This is a genomic window from Pedobacter miscanthi (assembly GCF_032678605.1).
GTDB classification, from domain to species: domain Bacteria; phylum Bacteroidota; class Bacteroidia; order Sphingobacteriales; family Sphingobacteriaceae; genus Pedobacter; species Pedobacter miscanthi_A.
Map to the genome: position 1 here is coordinate 633,386 of NZ_JAVTSU010000001.1, position 14,840 is coordinate 648,225.

The window sequence follows — 14,840 nt, forward strand, 5'->3', positions numbered from 1 at the left end:
ATGCTTAAAACAGATGATCCTAATCAAAGAAAATGAAAAGATATAAAAACGTCATTCTGGCCTTGTTCTTAATATTATCTATACCTTCATTTGCGCAGGTGGAGCAAGATGGACCTTATATCTGGCGTTCGGGTAAGCAAATCATTAACCGTTATATTTTAAATGATGTGCTGCATACAGATTCACTAAAAGAAGATGCATCCGTAACAGTACGTTTCGCCAGTCATACCGATTGGAATTTCGACTTTAAGCTTCATAAAAAAATTGTTGTACCACCTGTTAGTTATGATGGCGTAGATAAAATGCTTGTTCTTTCTGATATTGAGGGTGAGTTTGAAGCTTTTCGTGCTTTAATGATTGGTAACGGCGTGATGGATCAAAAATACAACTGGATATTTGGTAAGGGGCAGCTTGTTATCTGCGGGGATCTTTTTGACCGTGGAAAAGAAGTGATGCCCTATTTATGGCTTTTGTATAAACTGGAGGAAGATGCTGCTAAAAAAGGTGGCTTTGTACATGTGGTTTTGGGTAATCATGATATCATGAATATGGCAGGCGATTTACGCTACCATTCCCCTAAATATGCATCCTCAGCTCTATTAATGGGGCTCGAATATGCAAAATTAATTGATGCAGATACCGAAATTGGAAAATGGCTGAGAAGTAAAAATGCGATAGAAAAAATTGGCGACAGGATTTTTATGCATGCTGGCATTTCACCTAAAATTAATGCAACTGATTTCTCTTTACAAACCATTAACGATAAATGCAGGAGCTATTATGGTATTGCTACCAAAAGCCTGCCAGCTGAAGGACATTTATTAATGGGTAGCTCAGGGCCGTTCTGGTATAGGGGCTATTTCGGAAAAGACCGTACCAATCCAGCCACTGTTGATTCTACTTTGGCTAAATTTGCCTGTAAGCAGATTGTGGTTGGCCATACCATTACCAAAGATAATATTGCAGGATATTACAATGGTAAAGTAGTTGGTGTTGATGTGAACGAACACCGTGGAGACCGAAAAGCCCTTCTTTTTATCGGCAATAAAACATTTGTGGTTGATGATAAAGGCATACAAAAACAACTCGAAATCAAAGATACACCAGCTGAAATTAACTAGTGTTAAGTACGAATTGTCATTTTATGCTCCCGTTGATTTATATATTCAGCAATTATCACCGAAATTAGGAGGAAAATACAGCCGCCATTTTAAGATTAAAGCAGCATTAATTTAATCCATTTTAAAATCCTGTGCAAAAGCCCATTCAACCATGGCATCAAGCACAGGTCTTAGTTGCTCGCCTTCATTGCTAAGGCTGTAAGTTACAAACGGAGGAACTACATTTTGTGATTCACGGACCACCAAACGATCTTCCTGCATCTGCTTTAAATGCTGTATCAGCATTTTTTCGGTAATCGCAGGAATAAGCTTTTTTAATTCACTATACCGTTTTGTACCACTCAAAAGGTGGTAGAGGATAATTGGTTTCCAATGGCCGCCTATTTTATTCATCACAAAACTTACCGGACAACTGGCCTGGCTGCTTTTCCTGTTTTCGTTTAAAGTTGAGTTTTCTTTAATGGCTGTCATAGGATACATACTTTGGGGTAAGTACTTGTATAAAAGTAAGTACAAATATAACTTTGCTTTCAGATAAAAACATAAAAATCATGAAAATAGTAATAACAGGTTCCTTAGGGAATATCAGCAGCGCACTTGCAACACAATTAATCAACCAGGGCCACCAGGTAATGGTAGTAAGCAGTAATCCCGAAAAAGCAGCAGAAATAACCCAGCTTGGTGCGGAGGCTGCCATAGGATCGGTAACAGATGAAAGCTTTTTGGTCGATACTTTTACAAGTGCCGATCTGGCCTATCTGATGGTTCCACCTCATTTTGCAGCAAGCAATGTACGTGAGCATATTAAAACCGTTGGACAGCATTATGCAAATGCAGTTAAAGCAGTCGGGGTAAAAAAAGTGGTTTTGTTGAGTAGTATTGGTGCCCATTTAGATAAAGGTACCGGGCCAATTGCCGGATTGCATGACGTAGAACAAATTTTCGGCGAATTGGAAAATATCGACTTGTTAACTTTACGTCCTGCATTTTTTTACAATAACTTTTATGCAAATATTGATTTGATTAAACATGCAGGTATTATTGGATCTAATTACGGTGCTAATCAAACGATTATAATGGTTGATCCAAAAGACATTGCTGCTGTTGCTGCAAGTAAGATAGATGAAGGATTTACCGGAAGCAGTATTGTTTATATTGCCAGTGATAAGCGTAGACTTAGCGAAGTGGCATCGGCTTTGGGTACAGCAATAGGTAAAACAGATCTACCCTGGATAGAGTTTGACGACACACAAGCTTACGATGGTATGGTGGGTGCAGGTTTACCACCAGAAATGGCAAGGGTTTATGTAGAAATGGGTACAGCAATAAGAAGTGAAGTATTGTGGGAAGATTTTGAAGCGAAAGGGATTGTTCCGGCTGGTAAAATTAAATTAGAGGATTTTGCTACAGAGTTTGCCATAGCGTATAATGGCTAAGGTTAAATCATTCATCTTCGGTTATTATGCTAATGGCTATGAAGAATGCAGTAAAACAATCTTTCATAGTGAGGTCAGGTGTTACTACCTGACTTAGCATTTAATCTAAAAAGAATTTGATTAAGTGTAAGATGGTAACATCTTACTCCACTAATATAATGTCTAAGGTTCAATCATTCATCTTCGGTTCTTATACTAATGGCTATGAAGAATGCAGTAAAATAATCTTTAATAGTGAAGTCAGGTGTTACTACCTGACTTAGCATTTATTCTAAAAAGAATTTGATTAAGTGTAAGATGGTAACATCTTACACCACTAAGATAATGGCTAAGGTTAAATCATTCATCTTCGGTTCTTATGCTAATGGCTATGAAGAATGCAGTAAAATAATCTTTAATAGTGCAGTCAGGTGTTACTACCTGACTTAGCATTTTATCTAAAAAGATTTGATTAAGTGTAAGATGGTAACATCTTACACCACTAAGAAAATAATCTTTAATAGTGAAGTCAGATGTTACCACCTGACTTAGCATTTAATCTAAAAAGGATTTGATTAAGTATAAGCTGGTAACATCTTACACCACTAAGAAAATAATCTTTAATAGTGAAGTCAGGTGTTACCACCTGACTTAGCATTTGATCTAAAAAGAATTTGATTAAGTGTAAGCTGGTAACATCTTACACCACTAAGATAATGGCGAAGGTTAAATCATTCATCTTCGGTTCTTATACTAATGGCTATGAAGAATGCAGTAAAATAATCTTTAATAGTGAAGTCAGGTGTTACCACCTGACTTAGCATTTAATCTAAAAAGGATTTGATTAAGTGTAAGCTGGTAACATCTTACACCACTAAGAATTTTCCCATAGATCAATACCTTTCCAGATAGCTTAAAAAAAGAAAAGGGATTCAATTTGAGATTGATCCCTAATCAACTAACCAAACAAATGAATTCCGGAAACCACGCCGGAATTATGATATAAACGAAAGGAAACACAGATTGTTTTAACGATTTACCCATTTGGTAATATTTTTTTTAAAAAAGGAAAAATGACGAAGTATATCAGAAATTACGTTCTGCTTTTTTTAGCTTTGTAACATGCAAAACCTTCCAAAGAAGCTTCAGATTGATCTCATAGAACTTAAGGCTAAATACGCCTTTATTATGGATGAGCTGGATGCTACCTTTGCTGAAGCCTATCTTTCTAAATCAATGGCCAAACAAAGACTGGCTGAGCAGATGATGCTGGAAATAGAACGTATCCTTGGCGAACAGGCAGGCGGGGCCGATCATTAATCGTTTTGTAGTTTCTTAGTTCCCAATCACTTTTTTAGCTGCAGATAAATTGAAAGTGCGTTTTTTATCGGCATCTTTAAAATCCACTTCCATAAAATAACGTTTATGCTTCACAATATAATTTTCGATAAACCATAAAATATCGGGCAGATTTTCAGCCATTGGTGAGCCGGCTATTTCATGGCCCATATCCTGTACATATTGAAAGTAATAGGGGTAATTGTTTTTTTTAAACTGATGTGCCAGGTATTTTGAACCAAAAAAGCCGCGGTTAAATAACCTTACCTTATTATAAGGTACCAGTTTATCATCCGTACCATGAAAAAGCATGGTTGGTGCAGGCGCTACTGCATATTTTGGTGCTCCTTTATAACTTAAAATGGCACCTGCAAACGAAATTACCCCTTTATACTGGAAATTTGCCGGCAAGGCTGCCGCTAATGGTGTCGCATTCCGTTTATTATAATCGGCATGCAGTGCGGTAATGGCTCCAGCACTCGATCCCGAAATGATGATCATGCTGGTATCTACACCTAATGTTTTTGAATTTTTTAAAAGATAAGCCGTGGCTTTAAAAACATCTGCAGTTGCGGTATCAATTGCTGCTTTTAGGTTAGAGGTGTTAAATGGCGTCGGGAATTTTTTGCCCTTAAGCCCAAGCCTGTAATCAACCGAAACCACTTTGAAACCATGTTCAATCAATGTATTAAAATATTGCTCATATAATTTACTATCTCTGCGGCCCAGTACAAAACCGCCACCAAATACAAAAAGTAAGGTTGGTTTCTTCTCTGTTATTTGTCCCTGGTAATAAATATCCAGTTTTAGAGGAACAGAATCGGTTTCCGAAAATATTTTGGTTTCTACACGGTATTTCTTATCCTTTAATACAATTTGCCCAGAGGATGATAGGTAGCTGAATAAAAAAACAAGGAAAAAAATGCTTAGCGGATATATTCTGTTATTGGGCATCATCTATTTTTTTTAGTTGTACTATCAAAGCCTTTTTGATTTCAGCTAATTTATCGCATTTTCAATTTTATCGCAATTTTAAGATAAAAGATTGCTTTTAGCAGGCATAATCATCGCTATTTTCGTTTTTTATAACCTTTCAGCTTAAAAATGAGGATGTTTTTACAAATAGCTCCATTTCTTAAAACAGGTAAAATAAGTGGTTTATTACAACCTTTAAACTGCCTTTTAACAAAATTCAGATCGTTTTCATCATAAAGATTAGATGGAATAATGTAATAGGCGTTGTCTCCGAAGGTTAACTTGTGTTTAAGCCGGTTCGACCAATAATACTGGTGAAGATCAAATATTTCTCCTATTCCATAAGTATTTAGTCCCGTTTGCATATTGGTATAAAAATCCAAATGTGCCGCGGGAAACCATTTGGTAATCACCATGGTGTGGATTGTTTTATCTTTCTCCATGTTGTAAACAGTGTCGATTATTTTTCCTGTTTCTCGCCAGCCGTATAAATCCAATGAGGGGTCGCCTTTACCAAAATGCAGCGCATCTTGATCAGAAGAGAAAGATCCTTTATAAAAATGAATCATGGGTAAAGCCGTTACCACAATAGCGAAGAAAAACAGGAGGGACGCTGTTATCATAAGTTTTGCTTTTGGTGGCGTGTATGATTCGAGCTGTAGTGCAGAAAGAAATATTAAGCAGGTGTATGCCGGGCCAGACCAATGGGGCAGGGTATCTCGGAAAATGGAAAGAAAAATCAAGGTAAAAATTAGCGGAAGTCCACAGCACAACAGTACTCGTATGTCACTTTTATGCTGGTGATATTTTTTACGGAATAGTCCAAATACAGCAGTCCAGACCAGGAAAAAAACCATGGGGTTATTGTAAAATATTTCCCCGCTAATTTCTCTTGCAAAAGCCAAAGGATTAATGCCGGCATGGAACAGGCTAACCCGGTCGCTATGGTAAGTGTAGGTGATAAAATGGTGTTGTATGTTCCAGATAATCACCGGAGAAATCACAACTAAACTGATGAGCATAGAAATATACAGACCTTTTTGAAAAAGCATTTTTCTGTTGTTAATTAGCGCAAATAACAGCACGGCAAACCATAAAAATATGCCATGTATTTTACACATCATACAAAGGCCGGTTGCCAAACCAAACCAGTACCAAAGGTTTAATGTTGGCAAGCTTAATTTAATGAATCTGGTAATTTTGATCAGTAAATAGATACTCCAAAGCCAAAAAACCATTTGCGGACTATCAGGCAGGATAAACGTACCGGCAATAATGCTGCAATAAAATGATGAAGTATAAAGCAGCACCGCATACCAGCCTACACGTTCACTAAGTAGTAATTTGCCTGTTTTAAATACAATAATGGTACAGATTGCTGATGAAATAATTGCACCAAAACGAACCGCTAATTCGTTGTGCAGATAAAGATTGGCAGTTGTAGTTCTGATTAACCAAGCCACAAAGGGAGGATGATCAAAATAATTCCACTCTATATGTAAAGCGTAAGTCCAATAATATACTTCATCGTTACCCAATGCCAATGATGAGGCTACGATGATCCGCAACAAGGATATGGCGGCAATAAAAAACCACAGTTTAACCGGTAAATCTTTCACCTAAATCGCATTTGCCTGACTGGCAATTTTAAGTTTTTTATACCTCCTGGCAACTTTAGCCGATCTGAAAAGTTTAAGGTCGTAAACCTGATGATAACTGAGCAGCGCACAGCCCATCCCGGCAATGGCTCCAACAATTACATCGATCAGAAAATGCTGCGCCAGGTATATCCGCGAATAACCAATCGTAATGGCCATAAAAAGACACAAAAAAGAGATTTTCTTTTTCTTAAATACCAGTACGAAAACAGTTGCCAGGGCAAATGCAGAAGCCGTATGGCCCGATGGAAAAGAGTTTTGATCATGCATCCTAACGCCATCAACAAAATGAGAATACTGAAATAAAGTTTGCTCAAAAAAGAATTTTGGCCTGGGCATGTGGAATATCCTTTTTGCAACCTGTATCAACAGGCCCGAATAAATATAAGCAAGGGTAACCGTCATCGCCTTTTTCTTTTTCCTTAGCGAAAGCAAGATGATTGCCGCCAAAATGCTGATTAAACCATCACCAAAATTGGTAGCATATTTAAAGAAGAAATCCAGCCAAGCGGGGTGATATTGATTGAATAGGAGAAAACCTTCTGTTTTAGAAAAGCAAAATTTGAAAATAAAGGCTGCCACCAGAACAGATAGTACCGTAATGAAATAATAGCGGAGTTTTGTCAGTCGTTTTACCATTTTGATCACAGTTTCCTGTTGATAAAATTACCAGTTGAAGATCACCTCCAGGTTAAGGATTTGTCATGTTTATGTCACCTGATTAGGGAAAGTTTACAGATTGGAAACAGGGTATTTATTCTATTTAACAAATTGCTTTTTAACATGAAAAATAATCGGCCTCACATTTTAAGTTCTAATTTATAAAGGAATGTCGTTAAAATCGCAATGAAGTGGATTTGTAGTGGTAAGCTTAGGTGCTTGTTGGAATAATTACGGATCAAAAATAACGATATTGGCCCTGATCCGTTTAAAGTAATCTTATAGCGAGTGCCTGGCAGGATCAGATGATTGGAAACTATGGTTATGAAAAAAATATATTTACTTCTCCTTTTCTTTTTGGCAAATTTGCTCTGTTCGGGAAGCCTGTTGGCGGCATCGAAAAAGAAATTTAAGGTGATTGCCTTTTACACGGCTAAGAGCGATCTGGCGCACATCAGTTTTGTACACGAAGCCAATATATGGTTTCCGAAAATGGCTAAAGAATATAATTTCGAATACGATTCTACCTCCAACTGGGAAAACCTGAACGAAAAATTCCTTGCCAGTTATCAGGTGGTATTATTTTTAGATACCCGTCCTGAAAAGCCTGAGCAACGCGAAGCTTTCCAAAAATACATGGAAAAAGGCGGCGGATGGATGGGTTTCCATTTTGCGGCCTTTGGCTTAAACAATTCGGCTGTTCCGCAAAACTGGGATTGGTACCACAATACATTTTTGGGATCTGGCGAGTACGGGAGTAATACCTGGCGACCTACCAGCGCCATATTAAGGGTAGGCGTTAAACACCCGGTTACTGCAACGCTGCCTCAAACCTTTAAGGCGCAGCCCAATGAATGGTACCGCTGGAAAAACGACTTGCGCAATAATCCTGATATCGACATCCTGCTATCAATCGATTCAACAAGTTTCCCCCTGGGTACCGGGCCAAAACAGCATGAAATCTGGCGCAGTGGCTTTTATCCCGTGGTATGGAGCAACAAAAAGTTTAAAATGGTGTATATAAACATGGGGCATAACGATATGGATTATGAGCATAAATACGATAATACCAATAAATCGCTTTCTTCCTCATTCGGTAATCCCGCGCAGGATAAATTAATGATCAACGCTCTTTTGTGGTTGGGAACAGGTAAAAACATTAAATAGTCCTATTAAAAATCTGCAAAATGAAAAGAAATTTAAAGTTTTTAGCGGTTTTTCCGGTGTTGATTATCGCATGCATGGTGATGGCCGTATCAAAGAATGAAACCGAAAAGGTCATTATCGGTTATGTTGGCGGTTACCGCGGATTGGTTGATGTTTCGCTTATTGCGCCAAAAAAACTCACGCACATCAATTATGCATTTATTAACGTAAAAGATAACCGTGCTTTCATCAACAGGCCGGCTACCGATACCGTGAACCTCAGGAATCTGGTTGCTTTAAAAACACAGAACCCTAAGTTAAAGATTTTGATTTCCATTGGTGGATGGGCCTGGAGCGAGAATTTCTCGGATGCTGCGCTTACGGATACCGCAAGAGTTGCTTTTGCAAAAAGTGCGGTAGATATTGCCCGTAAATTTAAACTTGACGGAGTAGATGTCGATTGGGAATATCCGGGTATTCCCGGAGAGCAGGGAAATGTGTACCGTCCCGAAGATAAAAAGAACTTTACCCTGATGATGGCGGCATTACGCGATGAATTAAATAAACTTGAAACTGAAACCGGATCGAAAAAACTGTTGACGATTGCCGTTGGAGGTTTTAATAATTACATCAACCATACTGAAATGGATAAAGTGCAAAGTTATCTGGATTTTGTGAACCTGATGACCTACGATTTTTATCCGGGTGATGGTGTGGCCGTACACCATACCAACCTCTATGCTTCTGATAAATACAAAGGGAATAGTGGTGATGCCGTTTTTAAGGCTTTTGTTAAGGCCGGTGTACCCGCCAGTAAACTGGTAATGGGCATCGCGTTTTATGGCAGGATGATCAAATTAAAAGATGCATCGCAAAATGGAATTGCAGATAGTGTACAAACACAGGGTTATGGCAAAGGTTATACGTTTATCCGCGACAGTTTGATTAATAAAAAAGGATTTAAACATTTTGTAGATAAATCGGCAAAGGCATCTTATATTTTTAATAATGAAACAAAAGAATTTATGACTTTCGACGATGAAAAATCAGTAATGGAAAAATGTAAGTATGTAAAGAAAAACCAGATGGGTGGCGTAATGTACTGGGAAAACGATTCGGACCTGAAAGGGTACCTGCTCGATCAGATTAATAAAGATATGAAGTAAATTAGACCTCTATTTACTTTGAACTGTCAGAAGGTAAAATCTGGCTGCACATATAAATCTGCGTTCTTTTTTGCACCATCTGCAGGAAACAAAAAATGGAGAAATCTAGAGTCGTTGATTCCTGATAGCATTTTAAAACCATGGAAATTGATATCCGGCTGTAAAAAGAAGGGGCCTTCACTGCGTTCAAGATGACAGATGGAGGAATTACGCAAAATGATCTTTACCGAAGCCACTTTTTTGTTACGAAAACTATTCTATGAGCTTATCCCAAACAAAAAACTTAATTCTTGCTAAATTGCCTTAAAATTACCCAACCTTATGGCAGAAGTTAAAATCAATATTCAGGAAAACGGACCAAGCTCATTCGATCTGCATGATCAAGATGGAAAAGTTGGCGAAATGGTATTTGATATTCAAGGGAACGACCTCACTGTTTATCATACAGAGGTTTCGCCTGAAAAAGAGGGATTAGGTTATGCGAAATTATTGCTTGATGCAATGGTAGCCTATGTGCGCCAAAATAACCTGAAAGTAATTCCGCTCTGTCCTTACGTACACCTCCAGTTTAGAAGGCATGAGGCCCTTTATCAAGATATCTGGAATAAAGTGAAAGAAGAATAAAAGTTGCTCTTTTACACTTTGACCCACAAAAAGTGTTGTGCATAAAGGAATTGCTTTGCCTTAACCTCTTATACAATTATATTTTTACCTGTAAATCTTAACCATCATACCCAAACCAACAATGAAGCTTTTATCCATTCAGAAAAACGTTTTACTAGTTCTTTTTTTAGTGATTTCAATCGGGGCCATGGCTCAAAATACAACCGAAGCTTCCAAAAAATTAAATGCACTTCAGCAGCAGTTTGTCGATCTGCGTTTCGGAATGTTCATCCATTACAATATTCCTACCTATGCCAATGCCGATTGGCCGGATCCCGAAGCTTCACCAAAATTATTCAACCCCAAAAAACTCGATGCCAACCAATGGGCCAAAGCTGCAAAATCGGCCAATATGAGTTATGGCTGTTTAACCACTAAACACCACAGCGGTTTCTGCATCTGGGATACCAAAAGCACCGATTATAACGTAATGAACAGCCCTTACGGTAAAGATGTTGTAAAACAATTTACCGATGCTTTTCGTGCAAATGGCTTAAAAGTGATGCTTTATTACTCTATTTTGGATACACACCATAAGTTAAGACCCAACCAGATTACGCCAAAACATATCGATATGGTGAAACAGCAGCTTACCGAACTGTTAACCAAATATGGCAAAATTGAGGCCCTGATTATCGATGGGTGGGATGCACCCTGGTCGAGGATTTCTTATGACGATGTTCCTTTCGAAGATATTTACACCCTGATTAAGCGTTTGCAGCCTGATTGTTTGGTGATGGATTTAAATGGTGCAAAATATCCATCCGAAGGACTTTATTATACCGATATCAAAACTTACGAAATGGGTGCGGGGCAACGTATGCCAAAAGAAAGTAAGCTGATGCCAACTTTAGCTTGTTTGCCAATCAATACTTCCTGGTTCTGGAAAACCGATTTTCCTACCGTACCAGTAAGAAAACCACAGGAAATTGTGAACGACTTAATAAAACCTTTAAATGAAGCCAGTTGCAATTTTATTCTGAATGTGGCCCCAAACCGGGATGGTTTAATAGACGATAATGCCATTGCCGCTTTAAAAGAAGTTGGACAATTATGGAAAAACGAAGGACCAACCAAAGCACTTCCACCACTGGGTTTGCCGATTATTTCGAGTAACCTGGCTAAAAACCAGGCCACCAATTCGAGCTGGAGCAATGATATGGACATTATGGATTTTGCCAATGATGATAGCTACCGAACCTCGTGGGAATCGAACAGTGCAGTTGAAAATCCATGGTACGAAGTCGATTTTAAAAACGAAAAGGCAATCAATACCATCGTTGTGGCAGAACAAAAAGTAAATATTGATACCTACATACTCGAATATTGGAATGGCGCGGACTGGAAAAAGGTTTTCGACGGTAAAAATGAAGACCGCATTAAAATTCATCGTTTCGATCGCGTTTGGGCCAGCAAAGTCCGTATCCGTATCGCGCATGCCAAAGAAACCCCGTCAATTGCCGAGTTCCAGGTATTTAATGAAAGAAGATAGCTTAGTCCAAAGTTCTCAGTCGAAAGTCTTTAGTCAAAAGCCTACAAATCATTTTTGTAGGCTAGGCGTCCTTTGCGATTAAAATAAGATTGAGAATGGGTGATAGGTGTTTTTGCCTCAATTAACCGATTTAAATAGTTAACCAATTTACCCTCTAATCTTAAAACTTTATTGGCAGTTTGTCAGAAACCAGTATATTGTTTTTGTAATACTCAAAATACCAGGTACCGCTTTTCTTTAAAACCACACCTGCAGTGCTTCCATTGTTGGCAATAAAACAATCTTCGACAGAGGTTTTTAACAAGGTCATCACAATTTTAGGTGTTGCATCAACCAATTGATACCCGTTGGCTGTTGGTTGTGCATACAATACCGCTTCGGTTATTTTTGTTTCTGTTGTTGCCGGCTGGCTAGCAGGCGTTGGTACAGGTTCAGTTTTAACTTCTTTGGCAGGTGCTGTTGCAGCTATTGGGGTCGGTGCCGAAGTTTCTGGCGTGCTGCCTGCCGTATAACGAAAATCGGTCATAGAATTGAAAGCATCTCTCAACGCCAGGTTGTATGATGTTTGATATTCTTTTTCCCTGCTCTTGCCTTCCTTGCTTTTTAATACCACATTGCCCTTACAATCTTTAAGTACAACCGTAAGATTGGTTACAAACATACTGTTCTTTTCTTCTAAATCAGCTGTTAATGCCTTACACCTGTCGCTTGCAACTTCTGTAGGTAAATCCGGATTATCAAAATAAACAGTATAACCCATGTCCTCAAATAATGCCTTTGTAATGCGATTTAAGTTGTATTGATTGACTTGTTTTAGAAAAGTGAATTTCTCGGGCACAATAATATATTTGTAATGATTAAGATTGGGTTGTGCCTTTACAGAAAAAGAGAGTGCTAAAAGAATGATAAAAAGATACCGTTTCATAAAGTTGATTTGAATAGAATAATAATTCCGGTTCAATTTATACAATGAAACGGAGAAAATCAAATATGAAATTCACAGGATATTTGAATCAGCCTCCAAATTCTATATCTTTAACTGAAATAGCCTAACCCTATATAATCCCTGTTTTTCCTGATGCTAAAAAAATTGCTCTTCTCCATGTGTTTTCTGATCTGCTCTGCACAGGCATTTGCCCAAAATGAACATAGCATTGATACTTTACTCTCCAATATCAAAAAGAGGTATCCGGTTAACCCATTAGAAAAAGCATATCTGTCCATTGACAGAAAATTTTACCTTCCCGGTGATACCATTTGGATGAGTGGATTTATATTGGGACCTCAAAATATCTCCATCGGGCTTTCATCGAGGATATTGAATATAGAACTGCGTAATGCAGGAGGGGTAGTGGTTTCCAAACAGCGACTTCTGATGAAAGATGGTATTGGATATGGTCAATTGCCTATATTGCATGGGCTGGTAACAGGTAATTATAGGCTCAATGCATCCGTTGAGTTGGTTGAAACCTCCGGAAATCAACCTGTTTTTTCGACAGCCATTTTTATAGGAACAGAAAAAACGATAGCAGACCGGGGTCATTCCACGAAAGTTCAGCCTAATTTATCCAAAAAACAGGTTTCCAGTTATAATATTGAAATAGAAAAGAATAGGGATAGCATTAGGGTAATCCTGCAGGCTGCTAAAGATGTTTTAAATGGTGAAAAGCTATTTCTCGTACCCATTGCAGATCAGAAAGCGCTTTTTGTTTTTCCTACCCGGTTTCCTGATGAAAAAATTACACTCGATATTCCAAAGGCTAAATTGCCTGATGGCCTGATTTGGTTTGCGCTTTTTCGTGCGAACGGAACACTTTTGGCAAAAAAAGCGGTCGTTTGCCCGGCTGCAAGGAGTAATAAAATTCAAATATTCGGACTACAAAAAAGCTATCCATTAAATCAACAGCTAAAATTACCTTTGGAGGTACTTGGAAAAGAAGGAAGACCAATTGAAGGCACATTCGCCATTTCAGTGTCTAAAGCCGATTCATCAAAACTAAATTTTGGAGTATCCGAAATAGAGAAAAAAATATTTTTCGGGCGATATTTGAATAATAATACATTGGATCATGATTACAATGCCACAGAGCTGGAATTAGTATCCGAACAACAAGTAGAGACTCCATTTTTTTCCAAACAACCTGCTTTAAAAGAAGGTTTCCCGGAAACTGGTATCCCAATAAGGGGAACCGTTAAAAAGAAAGGAAAGGCATTGGCCGGGGCAAAAGTTTCGCTGATTATTGGTAACCTAAGCAATGGCATGTTTGCTGATGCTGTATCGGATAATCAAGGAAAATTCAGCTTTTCTGTACCCGATAGCCTGGTTTTTACGCCCATGCGACTGCAATTGAATGGTGATAAAGAAGGAAGTGAAATTGTGCCTGATTCTATTTCTACACCATTGAGGGGGTCTTTACTTGTTTCGGCACCACAAAATGGAAATCACTTTTCTCAGGCTTCAGGCATAATGGATCAAAAATCTTTATCACCACCTAAACAGGAGGGAATTAAGCTCAATACTATAACCATAAAAGGTCAAAAAGAAGCCTATAAATCAACAAACTTAAATGGTAGTGGCAATGCCGATGTGGTAATTGGCCCCGAGGTACTCGAGAAAATGCCCGATTTAGGTACACTGGATGTACTCTTGCCCGGAACACAGATGATAGGAGGTGGTAAAGCCCTCCGGCTTCGTTCAGGCGTAGGATCTCATTCCCCGAATGTACTGGTGTTGATTAACGGGGCAGATGGAGGAGATTTAAATACGATTTCGCCAAGGGATATTGCTCAAATAGAATTTATGAAAAGCCCGGCTTATGCGGGTATTTACGGCATCCGCGGATCTGGAGGGGTGTTGCTCATCACCACCAAAAACGGAAGGGAAACACCATTAAAAACTGATCATAAAGCTGTTTTGGAGATAGAGTTCCCCGCAGCATATGCTGCGGTTTTTAAATATAACACCAAACCTACCGGACCTACAGTTTTTTGGGCACCTCAATTAAAAACTGATTGGGCCGGAAGGGGAGAAATTGCATTCAACACTGGCCTTTTGTCCGGTAACTACATCATTTCTATCGAGGGCATCGGTTCGAAAGGTGAAATCTGCGCTCAGCAATTTATTTACAAAGTAGAATAGCTTATTAAAGCAAAAAATACAGGCGGCAGGATCGTGCCGCTTTTTCATGGGTAGCCTAGGCAAACGT

At 38.5% G+C, this 14,840-nt stretch carries 13 protein-coding genes; 8 read left to right on the forward strand and 5 right to left on the reverse strand.

Going from position 1 to position 14,840, the window contains the following annotated elements; all coding sequences use genetic code 11:
• The first annotated feature begins 32 nt into the window (after positions 1–32).
• Positions 33–1,121 (forward strand): metallophosphoesterase, encoded by a 1,089-nt coding sequence (locus tag R2R28_RS02435; protein ID WP_316824115.1) that lies wholly within the window; start codon positions 33–35, stop codon positions 1,119–1,121.
• A gap of 111 nt (positions 1,122–1,232) precedes the next feature.
• Here R2R28_RS02435 and R2R28_RS02440 read toward each other — a convergent pair whose 3' ends face one another.
• Complete coding sequence (locus R2R28_RS02440; protein ID WP_316824116.1) at positions 1,233–1,592, reverse strand: helix-turn-helix domain-containing protein; 360 nt, start codon at positions 1,590–1,592, stop codon at positions 1,233–1,235.
• An 80-nt stretch (positions 1,593–1,672) separates the two neighbouring features.
• Between R2R28_RS02440 and R2R28_RS02445 the strand changes: the two genes are divergently transcribed.
• Both R2R28_RS02445 and R2R28_RS02450 read left to right on the forward strand, forming a co-directional pair.
• Complete coding sequence (locus R2R28_RS02445) at positions 1,673–2,557, forward strand: NAD(P)H-binding protein (RefSeq protein ID WP_316824118.1); 885 nt, start codon at positions 1,673–1,675, stop codon at positions 2,555–2,557.
• Positions 2,558–3,658: 1,101 nt separating this feature from the next.
• Positions 3,659–3,856, forward strand: a complete 198-nt coding sequence (locus R2R28_RS02450) for a hypothetical protein (RefSeq protein WP_316824119.1) — start codon at positions 3,659–3,661, stop codon at positions 3,854–3,856.
• A gap of 15 nt (positions 3,857–3,871) precedes the next feature.
• On the opposite strand, the gene R2R28_RS02455 is transcribed toward R2R28_RS02450, so the two are convergent.
• The 3 genes from R2R28_RS02455 to R2R28_RS02465 form a co-directional block, all read right to left on the reverse strand.
• The gene (locus R2R28_RS02455; protein WP_316824120.1) at positions 3,872–4,831 is read right to left on the reverse strand and encodes an alpha/beta hydrolase; all 960 of its coding nucleotides are present in this window, start codon (positions 4,829–4,831) and stop codon (positions 3,872–3,874) included.
• A gap of 113 nt (positions 4,832–4,944) precedes the next feature.
• Positions 4,945–6,468, reverse strand: coding sequence for a glycosyltransferase family 39 protein (locus R2R28_RS02460; protein WP_316824121.1), 1,524 nt, complete (start codon positions 6,466–6,468; stop codon positions 4,945–4,947).
• Positions 6,469–7,146 carry a phosphatase PAP2 family protein gene (locus tag R2R28_RS02465; RefSeq protein ID WP_316824123.1) on the reverse strand — a complete coding sequence of 226 codons (678 nt, stop codon included), beginning with the start codon at positions 7,144–7,146 and terminating at the stop codon, positions 6,469–6,471.
• A 345-nt stretch (positions 7,147–7,491) separates the two neighbouring features.
• Here R2R28_RS02465 and R2R28_RS02470 point away from each other — a divergent pair, with 345 nt between their 5' ends.
• From R2R28_RS02470 to R2R28_RS02485, 4 genes are all read left to right on the forward strand, one after another.
• Positions 7,492–8,334 carry a ThuA domain-containing protein gene (locus R2R28_RS02470; RefSeq protein WP_316824124.1) on the forward strand — a complete coding sequence of 281 codons (843 nt, stop codon included), beginning with the start codon at positions 7,492–7,494 and terminating at the stop codon, positions 8,332–8,334.
• Positions 8,335–8,354: 20 nt separating this feature from the next.
• A complete protein-coding gene (locus R2R28_RS02475) occupies positions 8,355–9,479 on the forward strand; it encodes a glycoside hydrolase family 18 protein (RefSeq protein WP_316824125.1) in 1,125 nt (374 codons plus the stop codon).
• A gap of 321 nt (positions 9,480–9,800) precedes the next feature.
• Complete coding sequence (locus R2R28_RS02480) at positions 9,801–10,103, forward strand: GNAT family N-acetyltransferase (RefSeq protein WP_316824126.1); 303 nt, start codon at positions 9,801–9,803, stop codon at positions 10,101–10,103.
• Positions 10,104–10,224: 121 nt separating this feature from the next.
• Positions 10,225–11,634 (forward strand): alpha-L-fucosidase, encoded by a 1,410-nt coding sequence (locus R2R28_RS02485; protein WP_316824127.1) that lies wholly within the window; start codon positions 10,225–10,227, stop codon positions 11,632–11,634.
• A 160-nt stretch (positions 11,635–11,794) separates the two neighbouring features.
• Here the strand turns inward: R2R28_RS02485 and R2R28_RS02490 are convergent, their stop codons facing one another.
• Positions 11,795–12,559: a hypothetical protein gene (locus tag R2R28_RS02490; RefSeq protein ID WP_316824128.1), complete on the reverse strand. Its 765-nt coding sequence runs from the start codon at positions 12,557–12,559 to the stop codon at positions 11,795–11,797.
• Positions 12,560–12,712: 153 nt separating this feature from the next.
• On the opposite strand from R2R28_RS02490, the gene R2R28_RS02495 reads away from it, so the two are divergent.
• A complete protein-coding gene (locus tag R2R28_RS02495) occupies positions 12,713–14,773 on the forward strand; it encodes a TonB-dependent receptor plug domain-containing protein (RefSeq protein WP_316824129.1) in 2,061 nt (686 codons plus the stop codon).
• The last annotated feature ends 67 nt before the right edge of the window (positions 14,774–14,840 follow it).

What these genes read in the sequence shown, in the direction of transcription:
- R2R28_RS02475 (WP_316824125.1), top strand. Translation starts at nt 8,355, where the DNA reads ATGAAAAGAAATTTAAAGTTTTTAGCGGTTTTTCCGGTGTTGATTATC.
- R2R28_RS02435 (WP_316824115.1), top strand. Translation starts at nt 33, where the DNA reads ATGAAAAGATATAAAAACGTCATTCTGGCCTTGTTCTTAATATTATCT.
- R2R28_RS02470 (WP_316824124.1), top strand. Translation starts at nt 7,492, where the DNA reads ATGAAAAAAATATATTTACTTCTCCTTTTCTTTTTGGCAAATTTGCTC.
- R2R28_RS02455 (WP_316824120.1), bottom strand. Translation starts at nt 4,831, where the DNA reads ATGATGCCCAATAACAGAATATATCCGCTAAGCATTTTTTTCCTTGTT.
- R2R28_RS02490 (WP_316824128.1), bottom strand. Translation starts at nt 12,559, where the DNA reads ATGAAACGGTATCTTTTTATCATTCTTTTAGCACTCTCTTTTTCTGTA.
- R2R28_RS02445 (WP_316824118.1), top strand. Translation starts at nt 1,673, where the DNA reads ATGAAAATAGTAATAACAGGTTCCTTAGGGAATATCAGCAGCGCACTT.
- R2R28_RS02485 (WP_316824127.1), top strand. Translation starts at nt 10,225, where the DNA reads ATGAAGCTTTTATCCATTCAGAAAAACGTTTTACTAGTTCTTTTTTTA.
- R2R28_RS02450 (WP_316824119.1), top strand. Translation starts at nt 3,659, where the DNA reads ATGCAAAACCTTCCAAAGAAGCTTCAGATTGATCTCATAGAACTTAAG.
- R2R28_RS02465 (WP_316824123.1), bottom strand. Translation starts at nt 7,146, where the DNA reads ATGGTAAAACGACTGACAAAACTCCGCTATTATTTCATTACGGTACTA.
- R2R28_RS02495 (WP_316824129.1), top strand. Translation starts at nt 12,713, where the DNA reads ATGCTAAAAAAATTGCTCTTCTCCATGTGTTTTCTGATCTGCTCTGCA.
- R2R28_RS02480 (WP_316824126.1), top strand. Translation starts at nt 9,801, where the DNA reads ATGGCAGAAGTTAAAATCAATATTCAGGAAAACGGACCAAGCTCATTC.
- R2R28_RS02440 (WP_316824116.1), bottom strand. Translation starts at nt 1,592, where the DNA reads ATGACAGCCATTAAAGAAAACTCAACTTTAAACGAAAACAGGAAAAGC.